Origin of the sequence: Pseudomonas sp. PD9R (assembly GCF_019200975.1) — a bacterium.
In the GTDB taxonomy this organism is placed as follows: Bacteria; Pseudomonadota; Gammaproteobacteria; order Pseudomonadales; family Pseudomonadaceae; genus Aquipseudomonas.
The window spans coordinates 99,139-119,907 of sequence record NZ_JAHTMR010000017.1 but is presented as its reverse complement, the minus strand read 5'-3'; the positions used below and the strand labels follow the sequence as shown (position 1 = coordinate 119,907).

16 protein-coding genes are annotated in these 20,769 nt (G+C 61.9%); 2 read left to right on the top strand and 14 right to left on the bottom strand.

What is annotated here, in order from left to right; translation table 11 throughout:
• Positions 1 to 217 precede the first annotated feature (217 nt).
• From KUF73_RS26230 to KUF73_RS26205, 6 genes are all read right to left on the bottom strand, one after another.
• Positions 218 to 1,168 carry an OB-fold domain-containing protein gene (locus KUF73_RS26230; RefSeq protein WP_218440889.1) on the bottom strand — a complete coding sequence of 317 codons (951 nt, stop codon included), beginning with the start codon at positions 1,166 to 1,168 and terminating at the stop codon, positions 218 to 220.
• A gap of 4 nt (positions 1,169 to 1,172) precedes the next feature.
• A complete protein-coding gene (locus KUF73_RS26225) occupies positions 1,173 to 2,384 on the bottom strand; it encodes a thiolase family protein (RefSeq protein ID WP_218440888.1) in 1,212 nt (403 codons plus the stop codon).
• A gap of 92 nt (positions 2,385 to 2,476) precedes the next feature.
• Entirely contained in the window at positions 2,477 to 4,141 is a 1,665-nt protein-coding gene (locus KUF73_RS26220) for a DUF1302 domain-containing protein (protein ID WP_218440887.1), read from the bottom strand.
• Between the two features lie 67 nt (positions 4,142 to 4,208).
• The gene (locus tag KUF73_RS26215) at positions 4,209 to 5,294 is read right to left on the bottom strand and encodes an MBL fold metallo-hydrolase (protein ID WP_218440886.1); all 1,086 of its coding nucleotides are present in this window, start codon (positions 5,292 to 5,294) and stop codon (positions 4,209 to 4,211) included.
• Positions 5,287 to 7,140, bottom strand: a complete 1,854-nt coding sequence (locus KUF73_RS26210) for a long-chain-acyl-CoA synthetase (protein ID WP_218440885.1) — start codon at positions 7,138 to 7,140, stop codon at positions 5,287 to 5,289. The genes KUF73_RS26215 and KUF73_RS26210 overlap by 8 nt, the downstream gene beginning before the upstream one ends.
• Positions 7,137 to 8,222, bottom strand: a complete 1,086-nt coding sequence (locus KUF73_RS26205) for an alkene reductase (protein ID WP_218440884.1) — start codon at positions 8,220 to 8,222, stop codon at positions 7,137 to 7,139. The genes KUF73_RS26210 and KUF73_RS26205 overlap by 4 nt, the downstream gene beginning before the upstream one ends.
• 253 nt (positions 8,223 to 8,475) lie before the next feature.
• Between KUF73_RS26205 and KUF73_RS26200 the strand changes: the two genes are divergently transcribed.
• Complete coding sequence (locus KUF73_RS26200) at positions 8,476 to 9,804, top strand: MFS transporter (protein ID WP_218440883.1); 1,329 nt, start codon at positions 8,476 to 8,478, stop codon at positions 9,802 to 9,804.
• A gap of 681 nt (positions 9,805 to 10,485) precedes the next feature.
• The gene (locus KUF73_RS26195) at positions 10,486 to 10,770 is read left to right on the top strand and encodes a DUF3077 domain-containing protein (RefSeq protein ID WP_218440882.1); all 285 of its coding nucleotides are present in this window, start codon (positions 10,486 to 10,488) and stop codon (positions 10,768 to 10,770) included.
• A gap of 128 nt (positions 10,771 to 10,898) precedes the next feature.
• Here the strand turns inward: KUF73_RS26195 and KUF73_RS26190 are convergent, their stop codons facing one another.
• From KUF73_RS26190 to KUF73_RS26155, 8 genes are all read right to left on the bottom strand, one after another.
• Positions 10,899 to 12,281 (bottom strand): DUF1329 domain-containing protein, encoded by a 1,383-nt coding sequence (locus KUF73_RS26190; RefSeq protein WP_218440881.1) that lies wholly within the window; start codon positions 12,279 to 12,281, stop codon positions 10,899 to 10,901.
• Between the two features lie 92 nt (positions 12,282 to 12,373).
• Positions 12,374 to 14,056: a class I adenylate-forming enzyme family protein gene (locus KUF73_RS26185; RefSeq protein WP_218440880.1), complete on the bottom strand. Its 1,683-nt coding sequence runs from the start codon at positions 14,054 to 14,056 to the stop codon at positions 12,374 to 12,376.
• 381 nt (positions 14,057 to 14,437) lie between these two features.
• Positions 14,438 to 15,580: an acyl-CoA dehydrogenase family protein gene (locus KUF73_RS26180; RefSeq protein ID WP_218440879.1), complete on the bottom strand. Its 1,143-nt coding sequence runs from the start codon at positions 15,578 to 15,580 to the stop codon at positions 14,438 to 14,440.
• The gene (locus tag KUF73_RS26175) at positions 15,577 to 16,797 is read right to left on the bottom strand and encodes an acyl-CoA dehydrogenase family protein (protein WP_218440878.1); all 1,221 of its coding nucleotides are present in this window, start codon (positions 16,795 to 16,797) and stop codon (positions 15,577 to 15,579) included. The genes KUF73_RS26180 and KUF73_RS26175 overlap by 4 nt, the downstream gene beginning before the upstream one ends.
• Before the next feature lie 64 nt (positions 16,798 to 16,861).
• The gene (locus KUF73_RS26170; RefSeq protein ID WP_218440877.1) at positions 16,862 to 18,031 is read right to left on the bottom strand and encodes an acyl-CoA dehydrogenase family protein; all 1,170 of its coding nucleotides are present in this window, start codon (positions 18,029 to 18,031) and stop codon (positions 16,862 to 16,864) included.
• Positions 18,032 to 18,041: 10 nt separating this feature from the next.
• The gene (locus tag KUF73_RS26165) at positions 18,042 to 19,220 is read right to left on the bottom strand and encodes a lipid-transfer protein (protein ID WP_218440876.1); all 1,179 of its coding nucleotides are present in this window, start codon (positions 19,218 to 19,220) and stop codon (positions 18,042 to 18,044) included.
• A 17-nt stretch (positions 19,221 to 19,237) separates the two neighbouring features.
• Positions 19,238 to 19,657, bottom strand: a complete 420-nt coding sequence (locus tag KUF73_RS26160) for a MaoC family dehydratase (RefSeq protein WP_218440875.1) — start codon at positions 19,655 to 19,657, stop codon at positions 19,238 to 19,240.
• The gene (locus KUF73_RS26155; protein WP_218440874.1) at positions 19,629 to 20,762 is read right to left on the bottom strand and encodes an acyl-CoA dehydrogenase family protein; all 1,134 of its coding nucleotides are present in this window, start codon (positions 20,760 to 20,762) and stop codon (positions 19,629 to 19,631) included. Before KUF73_RS26155 ends, KUF73_RS26160 begins: the two co-directional genes overlap by 29 nt.
• Positions 20,763 to 20,769 lie beyond the last annotated feature (7 nt).

Genomic DNA, 20,769 nt, shown 5'->3' with positions numbered 1-20,769 from the left:
GATCAAAAGATCGCAGCCTTCGGCAGCTCCTACAGGGGAGATTGGCTATGGCTTTTGATCTAAGCCACCCATCAGATCGAGCGTTAGCTCGCCTTCAGCTCTTGAGCTGAGCGCCCCATCGAGGGCATGCAGAGCCACAGCGAGGAACCGAACGAAAGGGCGGAACCAATAGCCGCCGACACCAAACAAATGGCTATGCCCCCCCAACCTGTCGCGATCAAGCAAGATACAAAATCACCAGATCGTTGATCACCGATGGCCGATCCTGACCCACAACATGCGTGGTGATTTCCAGGGTCAACTGAGTACCCCGCGCCGACAGCTCGACTTTTTTCACCCGCCCCCGCGCATGAATGCGTGAGCCGGCCGGCACCGGTGCCGGGAAGCGCAGGCGGTCGGAGCCATAATTGATTTGCGTGGTGAAACCACTGATCTCAAAACCCAGTGCCAGCTTCATTCGCGACTGCAACACCTGCACCAATGCACCATGGGCGATGGTGCCGCCGAACGGACTTTGCAGACGTGCCCGCTCCGGGTCCGTATGAATCCAGTAATCGTCGCCCGACAACTGGGCAAAGGCGTCGATCAACGCCTGGTCGACCACCACCACGTTGCTCCAGTCGCTGTATTGCTCGCTGACCAAAGCCTGCAACGCTGGCCCATCATTGAGGTCGATTTGTCGAACTGACGGTTGCTCCGACGCTACAGCCGCAGGTTCGCTGTCCTGCGCGGGCAACGACTCAAAATTCGCCGCCTCCTTGTCCACCCCGGTAAAGCGCAGCAGCCGATTGCCCTTGGCATCGACTTCAGCGAACACCGGTTGCAACGGCATGCCGATCCGGATTTCGTCTTCGTCAAGGCCGACCAGGTTGGTGTTGATGCGCACGCCCTCGGCCAACTCGACCACCGCCAGTTTCTGCGGCATTTCATCGATAAAGTCGGGCAAGGTGGCAATGCGCGTCACGGTGAAGCTGTACAACGTCGCGGTGCCGTCGACTTCGCGCCAGGCAAGGTCATGTTCCAGGCACACCGGGCAATGCCGGCGCGGGTAGAAGTTCCAGTGTGCACAGGCGTTGCATTGCTGGATCAACAGGCGGCGAGCCTTCAGGCCCTCCCAGAACGGTGCGGAAATTTGCGTCGCGACCGGCATCGGTTTGTTGTTGGACATGTGCTTATGCTCCCTGAAGTATCAATGCGCCCTGCTCGCTCATCACGCCGCCGGTGCCGGAGACGTAGACATTGTCGCAGCGCCCCAGTTGGCGCTCGCCGGCAGTGCCGGCGATCTGGGTGACCGCTTCGATCACCTGACTCATGCCACCGGCCGACGCCGACTGACCGAAACTGAGTTGCCCACCGTGGGTGTTCATCGGGAAATCCCCACGCCAGGTCAGGTCGTGTTCGCGAACGAACGCCATGCCCTCGCCCTTGCCACAGAAACCGGCATCTTCCAGGGTCAGCAACGTGGTGATGGTGTAGCAGTCGTAAATCTGCGCGGCATCCACGTCCTTGGGCTTGAGCCCGGCCATGGCAAAGGCTCGCTGCGAAGCCGGGCCGATCGGTGTGTTCAGCATGTCTTCGGCATAGGACGGCGATTTGAACGCCAGGTGTTCGCCGAACCCGGTGATGAAGGCCGGACGTTTGCGCGAACGCGCCGCCACTTCCTTGTTGGTGATGATCATCGCGGCGCCACCGGCCACCGGCATGACGATTTCCAGGATGTGCAACGGGTCGGCGACCATTTTGCTGGCCAGGACCTGTTCGATGGTCAACGGCTGGCCGTAGAACATCGCTTGCGGATTGGCCAGCGCGTTGGTGCGCTGGTCGACGGCAATCTTGGCCATCGCTCGCTGGTCATAGTCGTACTGTGCGGCATAACGCTGGGCGATCATCGCGTAGCCGGTGTTCTGGCCCATGTGCCCGTAAGGCAGATCGAACTCGGCTTCGGGCGCGCCAAACGCAGTGCTGTGTCCACCGAAACGCATCGACCGGGCCATCCAGCCCGGGTCTTCGTCGGGGCCCAATGGCGCCATCCGTGCCGGGATGACGCACAGCACGGCCTGGCACAGTCCCAGTTCGATCGCGGCGGCTGCGCGCCAGACCATACCCACCGACGTGCATCCGCCCAGGTCCACCACTTCGGCAAAGTTCAGGCGCAACCCCAGGTACTCGGCGGCCATCGCCGGCACGAACACCGAAGCTTCATGAAAATGCGGGCCGTTGATCACCAGTCCGTCGAGGTCCGAGGCCTTGAGCCCGGCATCACGCAGGGCCTGGGCCGCCAGGTCGGCGACTTGCTCAAGGTGAAACATCTTGGGTGCGGTCGAATATTTTTCCGGTTTGTATTGTGCGGTGCCAACAATGGCCGCATGCCCTTTGAGCCCCATAGTGCCTCCCTGCCGAAGCGTTACGCTGCGGCCTTTTCCAATGTGTATTGAGAGACCGGGCATGCCGCAGCCACCCGGTCTTGAGTCGTCGATCAGAAGGTGTATTTCATCGAGAACGTGGCGTAGTCACGGTCGGCGAACGGACGGTTGATCGGGTCCGGTTCACCCAGATAGGCGATGTACTTCAAGCCAATTTCCAGGTTGCTCAGGTACTTGAAGGTCGTGCCCGCGCTCAGGCGTCGGTCGCCTTGCACGCCGGAGATGCTGCCGGCCATGGGCGTCGAGCCGCTGAAGACGTCGGAGAAGCTGAAGGGGACTTCCAGATCCCAGCCTTGGAAAACTCCCGGATAACTGAACGATGCGCCCACGGTGTAGGCGCTGGAAGATTTGGTTCGATATCCTGCTGCGGTGCTGTAGGTGTAGTCATCGGAAGGCGCCACTAAAGCTGCCACGGCAGGCAGAAGGTTGAGACCTTGCAGGTTGGGTGCGGCCGAAGTGGATTCGACGCTGTCAACCTGCACACGGATTACTTCGGCAGTCAGGGTGGTCTGGCTGGCCCAGGGACGGTCCCCCAGGATACGCATGGCCGACAACTGCATTTGCTGGCCCTTGCCCTTGGCCGGTACGGCACCGAGACCGGTATTGACCATCACCGGGGCACCGTCGCGGTACGACCATTCGCCACCCACCTGAACGTCACCGATCTTGGTCGAGGCGCTGATACCGGTCAGCTTGATGTCTTCGAAATACTTGATCCGGTAACCATTGATGGCCATGGCGAGCCGGCCATTCCCCACCGGCAACGGGTCATAACCGACCAGGGCGGTGGCCGGGTTCTTGTCGTGATAGTTGACGTGGAACAGCGACAGCTCGACGGCCGGCACCGGGCGATAGCGCACCTGCACGCCCCACTGACCGCTGTCGCGCGGTTCGTCGGTACCGAGGTAATTGACCTTCTGGCCGTTGGCGTAGATGAACTCGCGGCCCGGCCCCACCACATCGCTGCTCGACAGGTAACTGCCCACCGGCGGCAACTCGGTGCCCTTCCATTCGTACTGCACGTACGCACCAAAGGTCACACTGGGGTTGAGGCGGAACGAACCGGAGAACTGACCCACCGGCAACAACACTTCCTTGACTTCAACACCCGGCTGGGCCGCTTTTACCGCGTCGGAGGGGTTCTGTACGCCGTTAACGCCTGGGTAGTACAAACTCTCGCCCCAGGATTCGATGTGTCGCCCGGCCTTGACGTCGAGCATGGTGTCGTTGTCAAAACGCCAGCCGCTGAACGCATAGACATCAAGCAGTTTGCTACGACCGCCGCTGTAGTAACGGGTATCGCTGGTGAACTGGTCGTTGCTGCCGTTTTTGTTCACGGTGGCGGGTGAGTCGTTGTCGTTGTCCTGGTGATAGACGTCGTCATAGAAGGTACTGGCGCGGACCACGGCGCCGTAGTTGTCCTTGCGCATGATCATTTCACCCAATGCGCCGACGCGGTTGGTGGTCAGGCTGCCGCGATCGAAGTTGCGGTTGGCATCGTCGGCGTTGATCGTCATCAAGCGATCGCTCTGCTTGCCGGTGCGCACACCGATGCCGTAGCTGGTGGTCACCGACCAGTCGATGGTTGCCCCATTGTCGAACTCGACCGTTTCACCGGCCCATACGGGTGACGACACCAGCGCAATGGCTGCGGCCAGGCCAGTGACCTGGAACGCGCTCGAACCCATGACCGAGTTATTGTTGTTTTTGTTGATCACACTGACTCTCCTGAAGGGCAACCGATTAGCTGCCTGGAATGTTCAACACTGCTGCCGTGCCAGCCGCTCAAAACACGTTGAGCGGTGAAACCGCGCACGCTCCCCTTACAGCACGCCGGTAGCGATAACGCCCCCGGTCCTCTTCCCGCTCCAGCGACCCTTGCGCTACCAGGTAATTGGCATGGGCCAGGGTTTCGCCAAGCGCCATCAGCTCGTCGAAACGACCCGACAACTTGGGAAACAACACAGCCATCAGTTCGAGCACGGTGCGTGGCTCGTCACAGCTGGCCAGCATCTGCGCCAGATGCCCGCGGTGATGGGCCTCCAGTTGGTCCAGGCGCTTATGCAAATTGAAGAACGGCCGCTCGTGTGCCGGCAGCACCAGCACGCTGTCGGGCAAACTGCGCAGATGCTCGATGGAATCGAGCCAATCGCGCAGCGGATTGGCCATGGGCTCCGTGGCGTGCACGCCGACGGTGGAGGTGATGCGCGGCAATACCTGGTCACCGGAAATCAGCAGACCGTCATCGGCGGCATACAGGCAGGCATGCTCCGGCGAGTGACCGCGACCGATCACCACCTGCCAGGTGCGGCCGCCGATGTTCAGGCAACTGCCCTCATGCAAACGGCGGTAATGGTTCAGTGGCGCAGGCAGAAAGTGGGCATTGCTCATCACCTTGAACATTTCGGCGCTGTGCTCATCGCTGACGCCGGCCTTGCGGTAGAAATCCAGGAAGTCCCAAGCCGGTGGCTGATCGGCGGGAAACCTGACATGCAGCGATTGGAACTCGGCGGCGGTCATGTACACCGGGCACTGGAAACGTTGCGAAAGCCACGCAGCCACGCCGGCATGGTCGGAGTGAAAGTGGGTGCAAACCACCGCCAACAGCGGCAGGCCTTCACACACTTCGCTCAGCACCCGATCCCAGACCTCGCGGGTCTGGTCGATGTTCATACCGGTGTCCACCGCCACCCAGCCGTCGGTGTGGCGCAGCAGATAAAGGTTGATGTGGTCCAGGCGGAATGGCAGCGGCATGCGCAGCCACCAAACGCCCGGGGCCACTTCGCGTACCTGACCGGAATCCGGCGCCTGCGGCCAGGGATAACGCAGGCCGCCGCGCAGTTCGTGACCGTTTTCGTCGAGATCAGTCATGGTCGGCCACCGCAAAAGGTGTCAGGCCAGCCCGCGTCAGGGCCTCTGCCGAATAGGGCACATAGGTGCGGGCCTGGTCGTCACGGATGAACAGCGGATCGCTGCACAGGTTCGGGCAATAACCCTGGCGCTGCAGATCGACCTTGCGCAGTTTGTAGCTGGCGGTCAGGTCTGCCGCCTGGGTGACACGCACAAACACCGGGGTCGCATAGCGCGGCAGGCGCGTTTCGGCCAGGGCATACAAAGCCTCTGGATCGAACGCCTGGTCTGCTTGCATCAACACCGCAGCCATGCCGGCGCGGCCTTCGTTGTCCGGCACCTTGACGCCGTAGACGTTGATCAATTCAAGACCCGACAAATCGCTCAGGGCGTCGGCCACTTCCAGGGTCGAGACGTTCTCGCTTTTCCAGCGAAAGGTATCGCCGATGCGGTCGACGAAATAGCAGTACCCGTCGGCATCCTCACGCATCAAGTCGCCGGAACTCCAATAAGCATCGCCCTCGCGAAAAACATTGCGACGGATTTTGCTCTCGGTGGCCTCGGCTGAGGTGTAGCCCTCGAAACGCCCGCCGCCAATTTCCGGGTGATCGACAATAAAGCCCATGGCCTCGCCAATCTCGCCCACGTTGCAGACCTGATAGAAACCGTTTTCGTCCCGTGGGTGGCAGTCGTTTTCAACGTCGTAACGCACCAGCCGCAGGTTGGTCTTGTTCCAGTCCGGCACGCGTCCGCAGGAACCGAAATAGTTGTCGACGTTGATCACCGCGGCATTGGCCTCGGTGGCGCCCCAACCCTCGAAAACCTGGATCGGGCCGAAGCGCTCCAGCCAGCGTTGCCAGGAATCGGGCGACAAACCGGCACCGAGCATGCAGCGCAGGCTGTGCTCACGCTCGCCGGTTTGCACCGGCTGGTTGAGCAGGTAGCGGCAGATCTCGCCGATGTACTGGAAGATGCTGATCTGATAACGCGCCACGTCGTTCCAGAACTCACGCACGCTGAACTTGCGGCGCACCACAATGGCAGCGCCGGCCCGCAGCGCGGTAGAAGTCACCGAAGTGGCGGCTGCGCCGTGGTACAGCGGCAGGCAGCAATAGAACACATCCTCACATGTGATCTTGAGGGTGGCTTCCATCACATCGCCCGAGGACATCCAGCGCATGTGGCTGTAGCGCGCCGCCTTGGGCAGGCCGGTAGTGCCCGAGGTAAAGATCAGCAGGGTTGGCGTCTGCGCCTCGATGTGCGCACGGATATCACGCGGGAACGGCGTGCGTGGGGCTTTCTCCAGGCGGGCATCGAAATGCCCGTCGATGCCTTTGGGCAGCGGTCCCGTCCAGGGATTTTCCGGGTCGTGAATCAGCCAGCACGGCAAGTCGGGAAAGCCTTCGGTGGCCTGCACATTGGCCAGGCATTCCTCACCGACTACCAACGCCTTGGCGTCAGTGGTTTGCAGTGCATGCAGCAGCGGACGGCCGTTGACCTGGGTGTTGATGAAAGCCACCACCACCCCGAGTTTGACCAGGCCGAACCAGGTGCAGAAAAACGCCGGGCGGTTTTCCATGGCCAGGGCGCAGACATCGCCGGCGCGCAGGCCATTGGCATAAAAGGTGTGGGCCATTTGATTGGCCCGCGCGTCGACCTCGGCGTAGCTCAGGGTCTGCTCGCCGTAAATCAGGAATGGCCGCTGGCCGTGGTCACGGGCCTGATGTTCCAGGCGATCGGCCAGGGTGTAGTGGTCGCCCGGTTTGATCAGCCCGGCGGCGGCCGAGCGCTGGTCGAGCAAGGCCTGGGTCTGCTCGCGCGGCACCGGGCGGGTCGGCAAAACGTCGGACAATTCGTTCAGGTTCATTGCGCCGTCTCCTGGGCGATTGCTTGATAGGCGGGGTAATCCGAGTAGCCGGCCGAGCCCGGCGTGTAGAGAGTCTTGCGATCAAAACGACTCAAAGGCAGACCGCGCTTCAAGCGCTCCACCAGATCGGGGTTGGCTATAAAGTGACGGCCAAACGACACAGCAGCCCCCTCGCCCGACGCGAGAGCGGCGCTGGCCGAAGGGCCGTCGAAACCATCGTTGAGAATCAACGCATGGGGGCTGTGCTTGCGCGCCAGGGCGAAGGCATCAAGGTCAACCAAAGGCGAGCGCATGATGTGCAGATAGGCCAGGCCCAACGGCGCCACGGCCTCACATAACGCGGCCGCCGTGGCTGCCGGATCGAGGTCGTCGATGTCGTTGTAGGGGTTGCCTGGGCACAGGCGAAAACCGACGCGTCCGGCACCAATGGCACTGGCCATGGCCTCGATCACTTCCTGGGCAAAACGCACCCGCCCTGTCACGTCACCGCCGTAGGCATCGCTGCGCTGATTGCTGCCCGAGGCCATGAATTGCATGGGCAGATAGCCGCTGGTGCAGTGCAGCTCGACACCGTCGAAGCCGGCCTGACGGGCATTCAATGCCGCCTGGCGATAGTCTTCGATGACATCGCCGATGCCTTGCAATGTCAGCGCCTGCGGCTCGTCGGTGTCCACCAGGCCCGCGGCATCGCTGAACACTTGGGTGCGCGCCCGCAGCGCCGATGGTGCTACCGTGGCCGCCCCCGTTGGTTTGTTGTGCTGGCTGGCGGCGCGACCGACGTGCATCAGTTGCAGGACAATCCGCCCGCCCTCGGCATGCACCGCCTCAGTGACCTGCTGCCAACCGGCCATCTGTTCGTTGCTGTAGATGGCCGGCGTGCGGCAATAGCCCAGACCGCTGGCAGACGGCGCCGTACCCTCGGCGACAATCAGTCCGGCACTGGCACGCTGGCGGTAGTACTCGACCATGGCGCTGCCGGGCACGGCATCGGCAAGGGCGCGACTGCGCGTCATGGGTGCCATGACGATGCGGTTGGCCAGTTGCAGTTCGCCCAACGCGATCGGCTCGAACAAGACGCTCATTTCAATTCCTCAGCTTCTTATTGTTTTCAGGCTGTCGCAGGGCTCGCCACAACGGGGCAAGCGCTGGCACGCCAGCGAATATGGGCTGAATGATTGACGCTGAACGCGAGCGAAACATCGTCCGACAAGACTAGGTTCGCTATCGTGTGCGCAGCTTGTCCGGGGACGGAAAAAATGGTCTGAACGGACGATGAAAAAAAACCGCGACACGCTGAGCATCGAATTAATTAGAACAAGACCGGGAGCACCCGCAGTGAACCAATCCACCCCCGTGACATGGCGAACGCACTACGCGCTTTTCGTGCTCGCCAGCATCTATGTGTTCAACTACATCGACCGGCAGTTGATGGCGATTCTGATCGAGCCGGTGAAGCTCGAATTCGGCATTTCCGATACCCAGATAGGTCTGCTTTCGGGCGTCACCTTTGCGGTGTTCTATACCGTGTTCGGTTTCCCGCTGGGGCGTCTGTCGGACCGTATCGGGCGTAAGCCGGTGATTGCGCTCAGCTGCATAGCCTGGAGCCTGATGACCATGCTTTGCGGGATGGCCGGCAGCTTCCTGACCCTGGTGCTGGCGCGGGTTGGCGTGGCTGTTGGCGAGGCCGGTGGCACCGCACCGTCGGTGGCGATGGTCTCGGATTTGTACCCGCCGAATCGCCGCTCCACCGCGATGTCGGTGCTGATGCTCGGTTCCAGCCTGGGCGCGATTGTCGGCCTGGGCCTGGGTGGCTGGATCGCCCAGCACCATGGTTGGCGCTATGCCTTCTTGTTGATCGGTGCTCCCGGAATTCTCCTCGGCCTGCTGCTTATGTTGACGGTGCGTGCGCCCACGCGCGTAGTGCCGCTGGACGAGGTCGCCGCGCAACAGGCTGGCTGGTTCAAGACCCTCGTCGAGTTGCTCCAGACACCCTCGTTTCTGTGGCTGGTACTCACCGGCGGCGCGGCGGCGATTGCGGGCTACGCCATTGGCACCTGGAGCCCGAGCTTTTTGATCCGTTCCCACGGGCTCAACATGCAAGAGGCCGGGGTTCTGGTGGGCGTAGCGGGTGGCACCGGCGCAACCATCGGCACCCTGGTGTGCGGCATGCTGACCGACCGCATGACGCGGCGCGACGCAGGTTGGCAAATCGGCGTGCCGTTGCTGGGTACACTGATCAGCATTCCTTTCGCCCTGGCGTACTTCCTCTGGCCCCAAGGCACGGCGTTTCATGTCGCCAGCATCGGCGTGCCGCAAGCGTTCCTGTTCTACGGCGGTTTCTCCTTCTTTGGCGTGTGGTGGGCAACACCGTGCATCAGCGCCATTACCCACCTGTTTGCGCCGACGCGACTGGCCCAGGCCACAGCCATTTTCCTGATGTCCATGACCCTGCTGGGGGTCGGAGTCGGGCCGCTGTTCGTGGGGATGATGAGCGACTGGCTTGCACCAAGCCTTGGCACTGACTCCTTGCGTTATGCCCTGGCCTCTTCGGTATCGATGCTGGCACTGGCCAGCGTGTTCCTGGCGATGGCGCTGCCGCGTTACCGCCAACAGATGAAAAACCCCGCCGCGCTGCTCACGCCTGTGCAAACCGTGACTGCCTGACCCTTTGCCGCATCACCGCGCCGCTGAAACCCTGTCGGGTTCCAGCGGTTTTTTTTTGGTTCTTCACGTATTGCCGGGCAAGACGCTCTGGATCTTCATGAGAAAGAATTCGCTACCTCGATAAGATTGAACGTGTCGACGGGGTCTGGCGGCTCAGCTTTCGGGATTATTCGCAGCTGGAAGCGAACGCTACCCCTTGTAGGAGCGAGCCTGCTCGCGATGGACGTTAACGATAACGCTTGTTTGCTGGATAAACGCGTCGCCCTGAAGTCCATCGCGAGCAAGCTCGCTCCTACAAGGGGCTCATTAAATCGCTATCCACGTTTAGTCGCGTTTACTTTAAGTGTCGGAATTTCGGATGACGCCCACAGACCTTGTAGGCAAACTCCGAATCTTGCTTTTGGGCACTTTGATGCCTTGTTGCGCTTTTCTTCGACGGGGTAGTCTCCGGACGTCGCTGACCATTCAGCGATCGGGTGTGGTAACCCGGTGAAACCAGCGCAACAGCATTCGCATCATGAGCACAGGCATCTGCCTGCGATCCTGAATTATGGCGGCTGTGCGTGGGACGTCTTCGGGCGTGCCGGTTTCCTTGGTTCCCGGTTTACCACCCTGCGTACAGCTGCCACCCCTTTCGTGTGGTAACGAAACTGGCAGCTCCTCAAACCCAGGAGCTACACCATGAGCAAAAAAACCCCGCCCGACCCTTCACAACTCAAAACCATCGGCCTCACCCCCTTCATCTATTGCTCAAACCAGGCGCTGTTCCATGTCAGTCGCGGCGTGCCCCTCGTCGACGCACTGGCCCAAGCCTCGAATCTGTTGTACCTCGCCAAGGAACTCACGCTGGACGCCGCCTACGCCAAAAACACCGACCGCCACGCCTGGGCCGCCCATTACCTGACAGCGATGAGCAAAGCCGTGATCGATGACGTGACGAAAGTGCTGGAGCGTGGGCCTGATTGAAGGGCCGCGATTACAAACGACCTGTGGCGAGGTAGCTTGCTTGCGCTGGGTTGCGAAGCGGCCCCTTATCCAAAAAAAAAGCCCCATCGGCATCCGATGGGGCTTTGGTCTTTGCAACGTAGCAGTGCTTACCGCCCGATAGCCCGCGCCGCATCCGCAGTGTACTGGTCCGGGGTGAATTTGCCTTCGTTGAGGATTGGGCCTTTCTTCTGTTCGTTGGTCATGCCGTAGCCGGTGTACTGGCCGGAGTTCAGGTCCATGAAGAACTGCGAACCGGCCTGCCAGGCGTTCATGTCGGGATGGTAGTAGTAGTTGATCATGGCGTGTTTCCACAGCTGCCCACGGGCATCGTAGTTGTCGGCCATCACTGCGTGCCAGGTGTCTTCGTCGAGGAACAGCACACGCTTACCATAGACATGACGGAAGCCTTCCTTCAAGTCAGCTTCCAGTACCCACACGCGGCGCAATTCATACCGCATGAAGTCCGGGTTGGGATGGTTGGGCGTCAGGATGTCGGCGTACTTCACGGTCCCGGCGTTAGCCTTGAACGCGTTGGCGGGGCTGTAGATTTCACGCTTGCCGATCAGCTTCCAGGTAAAACGCTCCGGTGAGCCGTTGAACAAGCGGTCCTCGTCGACGGTCATCGTGCCGTTGGTGCCAATCATCGGCTGATCGTAGCCGTAACCCGGCAGTTGCCGCACGCGTCGCGTCGACGGACTGTAAGACCAGGCTTGACGCGAACCGGTGCCGAAGTTGTAGGGTTCATGAGCAATGCTGAGGGTGCCATTGTCGCGAGCCGGTTTCAGGGTCATGTTATTGCTATAGGACACAATCCCGTCGCCATCCCTTGAGTCCACGGTCGGTGAGTTGGGCGGCGCCAGGTTACGCGCGAAGGCGCGCCCCCAGCCAATGCTGCCGTTGGGCAGGACCGACGCCAGGTCGGAGGTTTTTTCCTCGGTATAGGCACGTGCCGGCAGTTGCTGATTCCACAGCAATTCCATGCCGTTTTTCGGGATCGGGAACGGTATCTGGCCTATCCCGGTGAAACCTGCACCGTCGTTGACCAGCTTGGCGTGCAATGCATTGTCCATCGCGCGGCGGCAGACGTAATCGGGGTAGCGGAAGTCCCGGTGAGTGGGGTAGACGTTCATCTTGTAGGTCGTCGGGTACTTTTTCAGCAGGGCTTTTTGCCCTTCGGTCAGGTGCGACTCGTACTGGCTCATGTTGGCCGCCGTGATGACCACGATCGGCTTCTCGGCAGCGTAGGGATCAACCGGCTGGTCGCCGGAGAACTTCACATGACTCCAGCCCGGCACTTCACCCAGATATTTGCCGGTGTACGGCGCAATGGTGCCCTCGGCGTTACCCGCTTGCTCGGCGCCGACACAGGTCAGTTCCTTGCCCAGTTTGGCGGCTTCTTGAGGTGACACCTCGGCGTGCGCATAACCCATCAGCCCGCTATTGGCTGTGACTGCGACCGCGAGCATGAGACCTGTTCTTGTTATTTTCATGTATTGCCTCCTTCGCTGATAAGGCTTTGTGGTATGGACCCATTGTTCGTGTTCTGCCGGCCCCAACATCGTCCGGAAAGACTAAGGACGCGTTATGCGCCCAACTTTTCTTGCAGTTGTGCCTTGAGCACCTTGCCGGTGGCATTGCGTGGCAAGGGTTCGAGTACCCGATAGACCTGCGCCGGCACTTTGTAGGCGGCCAGGCGCGCGGCGATGAATGCGCAGACCTGTGAGTCCTGGGGCAGCGTCGATGCCTGGCCATGCACGGCCAACCCCACCGTCTCACCCAGCAACGGGTCGGCGATGGCGAAAGCAGCCGCCTCCAGGACACCGGGCATATCGAGGATGCAGGTCTCGATTTCAGCGGCGGAAATCTTCTCGCCACCGCGGTTGATCAACTCTTTGACCCGGCCGGTAATGCTCAGAAAGCCCTCGTCGTCGAGGTAGCCGATATCGCCGGTGTCGAGCCAACCGTCGCGCAGGGTTTGCGCAGTGGCTTCGGGCAGATTCCAGTAGGCGCTCATCAGGGTCGGCGAACGCAGCCAGATCAACCCGCGAGTGCCCGCCGTCTGCGGCTGGTGTGGATCGGCACCAATACGAATGTCGACAATCGGCAAGGCCCAGCCTGCTGTCGCTGGCTTGTACACGAATGGATCACCACCGATGGCCGCCCCAATGCCGTTGCTTTCGGTCAGGCCGTAGCCGGCACCGCCGACGGCGTCAGGCTTGAGCTTGAGCATGTCGTCCAACACCCCGGCGGACGACGCACCGCCGCCAAGTCCCAGGCCGAACAAGCTGGCGGTGTGCTCGCCGCCAAAGCGTGGCGATGCAAGCAATTGCTGCATCATGACCGGCGCCCCGTTGAACTGGGTGCAACGCTCTTCGCGGATCAAGTCCAGCGCCTGCTCCACATCCCACTTGTACATCAGCAGCAAGCGACGCCCCCCGCGCAGGGCCGAGAGGAACTGTGCATGCAAGCCGCTGACATGGAACAGGGGAACAGCCCCCAGCGTGGTGGGCGGGTAACCGCTGTTGATCACCACGCCAATGCGCTCGGGCGAACTCATGGCACAAAATGTGCCCTGGAAATCCAGGGCAAAGAGTGCCTGGCAGATCGCCCGGTGACTGGACACTGCGCCCTTGGCGCGGCTGGTGGTGCCGGAGGTGTAGAGGATCAGCGCCGGTGCGTCGGGATCGATTTCCAGTGTTGGCACCGGCATTGCCGGGGCGCTGATCAGGTCTTCGAAACGCAGGCAATATTCGGGTAATGCCCCGCTTTGTGCCCCGACGACAATCGTGGCGCGCTGTTCGCGGGCCAGGTCGTCGCGCAAGGTATCGAGACGCGCTTCGTCGCACAGCAGCAGGCGTGAACCGCTGTCCTGCAACGCGTATTGCAACTCGTCGCGCAGGCCCCAGCTGTTGAGCGGCACGCACACTGCGCCGCAACGCTGGATCGCGGCGAAGGCCACCAGCCATGCCGGTTGGTTGCGCATGGCAATCGCTACCCGCTCGCCCGGTTGCAGGCCAAAACGGGCGATCATCTGCCCGGCGAGGCGGTCGACCTGATCGAAGTACTGATTGAAGGTCAGGCGTTGCTTCTGCCAGATCAAGAACTCACGGTCGCCGTGGACACGACCCGAGTCGATCACCTGCAACAGGTCGTGGGCGGCGTGGCGAAAATAACGAGGCGCGCCGTCGTCTGGCGTCACCACTTCAAAGGGCGAGCCGGGGGCGATCAGTTGGCGCCACGCGGTTTGCCAGCGTTCAATGCTCATCTGTGTTTTCTCCAGAACAACCGAAAGATCTTGTGGGAGCGAGCCTGCTCGCGAAGGGGCCGGCACATTCAATTTCTTTATTGCCTGACACTCCGCCTTCGCGAGCAAGCCCGCTCCCACAGGGGGATGTGTGAATGCAAATACTGCGGACACCTCTGATCCCTTGTAGGAGCGAGCCTGCTCGCGAAGGGGCCGGCACTTTCAACATCTGCATTGCCTGACACTCCGCTATCGCGAGCAGGCTCGCTCCTACAGGTAACGTGTCGTTTGCAAATACTGCGGACACCCGCGATCCCTTGTAGGAGCGAGGCTTGCCCGCGAACCAGGAGTCGCGGTATTTCAGGTGCAGGGCGTGATCGATCTTCGCCGGCAGCCTGGCGTCTACGCGTTGGTCGAATAACGTTCGCAATGGAAATCCCGGTCGCCCAGGCAGCTCTGCGCGACGCGGACGCGCTTGAGATACAGGCCAACGTCCAGCTCGTCGGTGACGCCAATACCGCCGTGCATCTGCACCGCTTCGTTGGCCACCTTGATCGCCGTGTCGCCGGCCTTCCATTTCGCCAGGCTGACCAGTCGAGCCCGTTGCGACAGTTCGAGGGTGGCGTCATCCAGGGTTTCCAGCGCTGCCATCAGGGCGCTGCGGCTCAGCGCGAGGTCGATGAACATTTGCGCAGCGCGATGTTGCAGCACCTGGAAAGTGCCGATAGGCGTGTCGAACTGCACACGGGTCTTGAGGTATTCCAGCGTGGTTTCGAACAGTTGCTCGGCCATTCCCAACAGCTCCGCCGCGAGGCAGACGCGGCCACGATCCAGCGCGGTTTCCAGCGCGGTCCAGCCCTCGCCCAGGCTACCCAGTAATGCGTCGCTGCCCAGTTGCACCTGGTCCAGTTGCAGGCGTGCGCTGTTGCGGGAATCGATCAGCGGCAAGGCGCTGACGGTCAAACCCTGCGTATCGGCTGGCACCAGAAACAAGCTGATGCCCTGCGTGTCGCCCGATTGACCGGACGTGCGCGCCGCCACCACGTAGGCGTCGGCACCCAAGCCGTCGACCACCCAGTACTTGTCGCCATGCAGGCGATAACCCTGCCCCTCTGCCTTCGCTTCCAGGACAACCTGGCTCGGGTCATGGCGCGAGCGTTCGTCCACGGCCAAAGCCAGGCGCTGTTCGCCACCGATCACCGCTGGCAACCAGTGCGTCTGCTGCGCCGAATTGCCTGCCAGATGCAACAGCGAACCGCCGAGTACCACACTGGACAACAGCGGCGTAGCGGACAGGTTGCGGCCCATGGATTCGAAGATCGGCCCCAAACCTTTACAGCCGAAATCCAGGCCACCGAATGCTTCAGGAAACGGAATCGCGCTCCAGCCCAACTCCACAGCTTCGCGCCACAGGTGCGGCTCGAAGCCCAGGGTCACCGCGTCATCGCGCAGTCGACGCTGTGCACTCACCGGGCTGCGGGCGGCGAGAAAGTCTCGGGCGCTGTCGGCCAGCAAACGCTGGTCATCGCTATAACGCAGGCTCATGGCTGTGCTCCTGTTTTCACTGCGGGCTTCTTCACTTCAGGCAAACCAAGCACACGCTTGGCGATGACATTGAGCTGGACCTCCGAGGACCCACCCGAGATGGTCAGCGCATAGCTGTTCAACCAGGCGCGGGTAATCGCCATTTGCTGTTCGCTGAATGCCGTGCTGTCCCAGCCGAAGGCATGCCCGGCCATGGCGTCGAGCAGCACTTCGAATTTGTCGCGCTCCTGTTCGGTGTGCACCAGCTTCATGATCGACATCAGGCCGCCGATGTCTTCGCCGGCCCGCGCTTCTTCACCCATGCGCTGCACAGTCAGGTTGTAGGCATGCTCGTTCATCGCACAGGCCGTGGCCCGAGCCTGCAAGGCGTGTTCACTTTGGCTCTGCGGCGCTGGCACGTATTTGCGCATCAGCGCCAGCAGGTCGAAGTGCGACGGCAGGCTGAACTCGCCGAATTTCGACATGGCCTTGCGTTCGTGCTGCAACAGGTACTTGGCCAGGTTCCAGCCGCCGTTCAATGGCCCGATCAACTGGCTCTTGGGCACTTTTACACTGTCGAAAAACACCTGGCAGAACGCCGATTTGCCGCTGATCAAATCGATCGGCTGCGGCTTGACGCCAGGGCTGCGCATGTCCAGCACGATCAGGCTGATGCCTTCGTGTTTCGGTGCGCTGAAGTCGGTGCGCACCAAGGCATACATCCAGTCGGACTTGTCACCGTAGGAGGTCCAGATCTTGCTGCCGTCCACCACGAAGTGATCGCCGGCATCACGTGCGGCCATCTTCAGGCTGGCCAGGTCGGAACCGGCGTTCGGCTCGGAGAAGCCTTGGCACCAGCGCACTTCACCACGGGCAATCGGCGGCAATAGATCACGTTTCTGTTGTTCACTGCCGAAGGCCAGCAACACAGGACCGAGCATCCAGATACCAAGGTTGATCTGTGGCGGCCGGCACTTGATGCGGCGCATCTCGCTTTCCAGCACCGCCAGTTGCTCGTCGCTCAGGCCGGCGCCGCCATACTCCTCGGGCCACTCGGGGCAAAACCAGCGTTTGTCGCGCATGCGTTCGAACCACAGGCGCGCGTCTTCGCAGGGAAACTGCGGGTTCTGGCTGCCCCACACCACATCGCCTTCCGCCATGCCGGTGCGCATCGACGGTGGGCAGTTAGCCTCCAGCCAGGCACGGGTGTCGTGCCGGAATTGCTCGATAGTGCTCATGAAAGTCCCCTTGCCCGCCCCGTTTTTGGGGCGAGCATGTTTTTTGTTTTTTGATGGACGAACGTCAGCGTGGGGCGCGCGGCATGCCGAGACCGAACTGGGCGATCAATTCGCGCTGGATTTCATTGGTGCCACCGCCAAATGTCAGGGTCACCGAACTGCGCACCTCGTATTCCAGCTCGCCGTTCAACAGCGCTGCGGCCGAACCGCTGCGCATCGAGCCATTGGCGCCGAGGATCGCCGCCAGCTTGCGCAGGATCTCGACGGCCGACTCCGAGCCAAACACCTTGGTGGTCGAACTCAGTGCCACGTCCATGCGGTCGAGTTCGAGGTCCGAAGCAATGCGCATGTTGATCAGGCGCATCGCCTCCAGCCGCGCATAACACTCGGCCAGCGAACTGCGCACCCAGGCTTTGTCCATCGCCCGATGGCCCTGTTCGTCGCGAGCCCGCGCCCACAGGTAGACCCGGCGAAACAGCGCCACGACCTTGTCCGACCAGGTGCCGAGGCCGAGGCGTTCGTGGTTCAGTTGCGAGGTGATCAGCTTCCAGCCACCGTGCAACTCACCCACCAGCATCTCGTTGGGCACCCGTACGTTGTCGTAGTAGGTGGCCGTGGTCGGGTTGCTGGTGGTGCGAATCAGGGTGTGGGAGAAACCCGGTGTCGTGGTGTCGACGATCAGCAGCGAAATGCCTTTGTGCCGCGCCTGGGTCGGATCGGTACGCGCCGCCAGCCAGATGAAGTCGGCGGACTCGGCACCCGAGGTCCACAACTTGTTGCCATTGACCACGAAGCCTTCATCGTCCTGACGGGCACTGGTTTTCAGCACCGCCAAATCGCTGCCGGCATCCGGTTCCGAGTACCCGATGGCGAACATGATTTCGCCCGCGGCAATGCCGGGCAGGAAGCGCTCTTTCTGCAATGGGCTGCCATGAGCCATCAAGGCCGGACCCACGGTGCTGATGGTCACGAATGGCAATGGCGCCCCGGCGATGTTGGCTTCTTCGAAGAAGATCAACTGTTCGGTAGCGGCGTAGCCCTGGCCGCCATGGGCCTTGGGCCAGCCGACTGCGAGCCAGCCATCGCGGCCCATCTGGCGGATGGTCTGGCGATACAGCTCGCCGCCTTCCTGGCCGCGCAACTGGTCGCGCATGTCCGGGGTCATCAGGGCCTGGAAATAGTCCCGCACCTTGTGGCGCAGGGCATGTTGTTCGGGAGTGAGGTCGACGAACATCTGCTGCTCCTTAGGCTGCGCCGAGAATCAGGCCGCTGGTGGGTACGCCGGTGCCGGCGGTGACCAGCACGTTTTCAACATCCGCCACCTGGTTGACGGCCGTGCCACGCACCTGGCGCACCGCTTCGGCAATGCCGTTCATGCCGTGGATGTAGGCTTCGCCCAGTTGCCCGCCGTGGGTGTTGATCGGCAGTTTGCCGCCTCGGGCGTGGTGACCGGCACGGATGAATTCCTTGGCTTCGCCGCGTTTGACAAAGCCGAATTCTTCCAGCTGCGGCAACACGAACGGGGTGAAGTGGTCGTAGATCACGGCGGTCTGGAACGCCTCCGGGCCCAGGCCCGACTGGCGATACAGCTCGCGGGCGACCACGCCCATTTCCGGCAGACCGGTGATGTCATCGCGGTAGAACGAGGTCATGCTCTGCTGGCCGTGGCTAATGCCCTGGGAGCCGGCCTTGATGGTCACGGGTTTCTGCCGCAGGTCACGGGCACGTTCGGCCGAAGTGATGACCATCGCCACGGCGCCATCGGATTCCTGGCAGCAGTCGAGCAAGTGCAGTGGCTCGCAGATCCAGCGCGAAGCCTGGTGCTCTTCGAGGGTGATCGGCTTGCCGTGGAAAAACGCATTGGGGTTGGTGGCGGCAAAATCCCGCGCCGCTACCGCGACCCGGCCGAAATCTTCGGAGGTGGCGCCATAGGTGTGCATGTAGCGCTGGGCAAACATCCCGACCCAGGCTGCCGGTGTATGGAGACCGTGGGGCATGTACCAGCCGTAGTTGACGTTGTCGAAGGTCGGCGTCGACGCGAAGCCGTAGCTTCCGGTGCCGAAGCGATACCAGGAACGCTCGTTCATGGCTCGATACACCACCACCACTTTCGCCACACCGGTAGCCACTGCCATCGCGGCGTGCATCACCGGGCCGCAAGCCGCGCCGCCGCCGTGGGGCACCTGGGAGAAAAACTTGACGTCTTTGCAGCCGAGCAAGCGGGCGATTTCGTAGTCAGGAACCTTGTCCACCGAATAGGAGCTGAAGCCGTCGACTTCGTTCGGATCGATGCCGGCGTCCTTGAGCGCACTCAAGGTGGCTTCCATGGCCAGGCGCAATTCTGTGCGTCCGGAGTTCTTGGAAAATTCGGTCGCGCCGAGGCCAACGATCGCGGCGCGCCCGGAAATCGATGAATCAGTCATCTGTGTCTCTCCGGCTGTCAGGGCAAGACCAGCGCGACCGTACCGGTCACGTGGTTGCCCATGGAATTTTTGCCGCTCAAGGTGATTTCCACCGAACGAGTGTCTGCATCAACGCCGGTGACGCTGCCGCTGAAGGTCATGCAGTCGCCGGGATAGTTCGGCGCGCCGAGCTTGATTTTCAGCGCGGTGAATCGCGCCAGCGGTCCGGCCCACTGTTCGATGAACCGCTGCACCAACCCGTTGGTGGTGAGGATGTTCATGAACACGTGGGGCGAGCCCAAGGCACGGGCAGCCTCCGCGTCGTGGTGACCGGGAAAGTAATCGCGGGTGGCAATCGCGCCGCCGTTGATCAGGGTCACCGTGATGGGCACGGCAAGCTCCGGCAGCACTTCGCCGGGGCGCACGTCTTCAAAGCGCTTGGTGTTCTTCGAGGTCATATTTCCATCCCAGCTTGTCGTTATCGTTGAGCCAGTCGCCAAGGCGTTCCAGGCTTGCCGCCGAGCCACCCAGGGCAAGGGACAGGCCGCGGCTCCAATAGAGAAAACGGTGGATCGGGTACGTCAGGTCGACCCCGATACCGCCATGCACGTGCTGCGCGATATGGCCGATGCGGTGCCCTGCTTCACAGGCCATCCACGCGGTGGCCAACGCTTCGCTGGGCGCTGGCAAACCGGCATCGATGCGGTAAGCCAGTTGCCACAGCATCGTGCGCAAGGCTTCGACGGCGATATGGGTGTCGGCCATGCTCATCTGCACGGCCTGAAAGCTGCCGATGCTGCGTTCGAACTGTCGGCGCTCGCTGACATACGCCACAGTGCGGCTGATCTGCCCTTCGCTGACGCCCAGTTGCAAGGCCGCCAGTGCCGCCACACTGCGCAGTTCCAGCCAGGCAACGGCCTCGATGGGCAACAGCGCCTCGTCGTTCACGACCAAGCGTTTGATGTGCAGATCGGCCACCGCTTCGCCATGGGTCAGCACGGCCGATACCCGTTGAACCTCGGACGCGGAGAGGTCCAACAACAGCAAGCGCGGTTGACCCTCGACCTGCACCAGCACCAAAGCGGCCTGGGCTTGATCGCCCAGAGAAAGCGCCGTCACCCGGCCGTAGATCGACCATCCTTCGGCGCAGGGACGTGCTTGCAACTGGATACCCAGCGCACTGTTCAAGCCATCGATGGACAGGCTCAACAGCACCTCGCCGGAGGCTGCTTTGGCGATCCACCCCGCACTGTCGCTCGCGTCGTATCGGGCCAGGGTCGCGGCCGCCAATTGGTGGCGCCACAACGGCACCTGCGCCAGGGCCTTGCCCTGGGCTTGCAACACCAGCATCAGTTCGGTCATGCCCAGGCCGCTGCCGCCGTGCTCTTCGGGAATGGCCAAGGCCTGCAGCCCGGTCTCGATGCACAGCTTCCACAGCGGCGCCATCATCGGCTCGCCGCTGATGTCCCACTGACGCATGTAGTCGTCATGGCAATGGTCGACAAACAGGCCGTCGGCCATCTGCGCAATGGCGCGCTGGTCTTCGCTCAATTCGAAATCCATGGTGGCT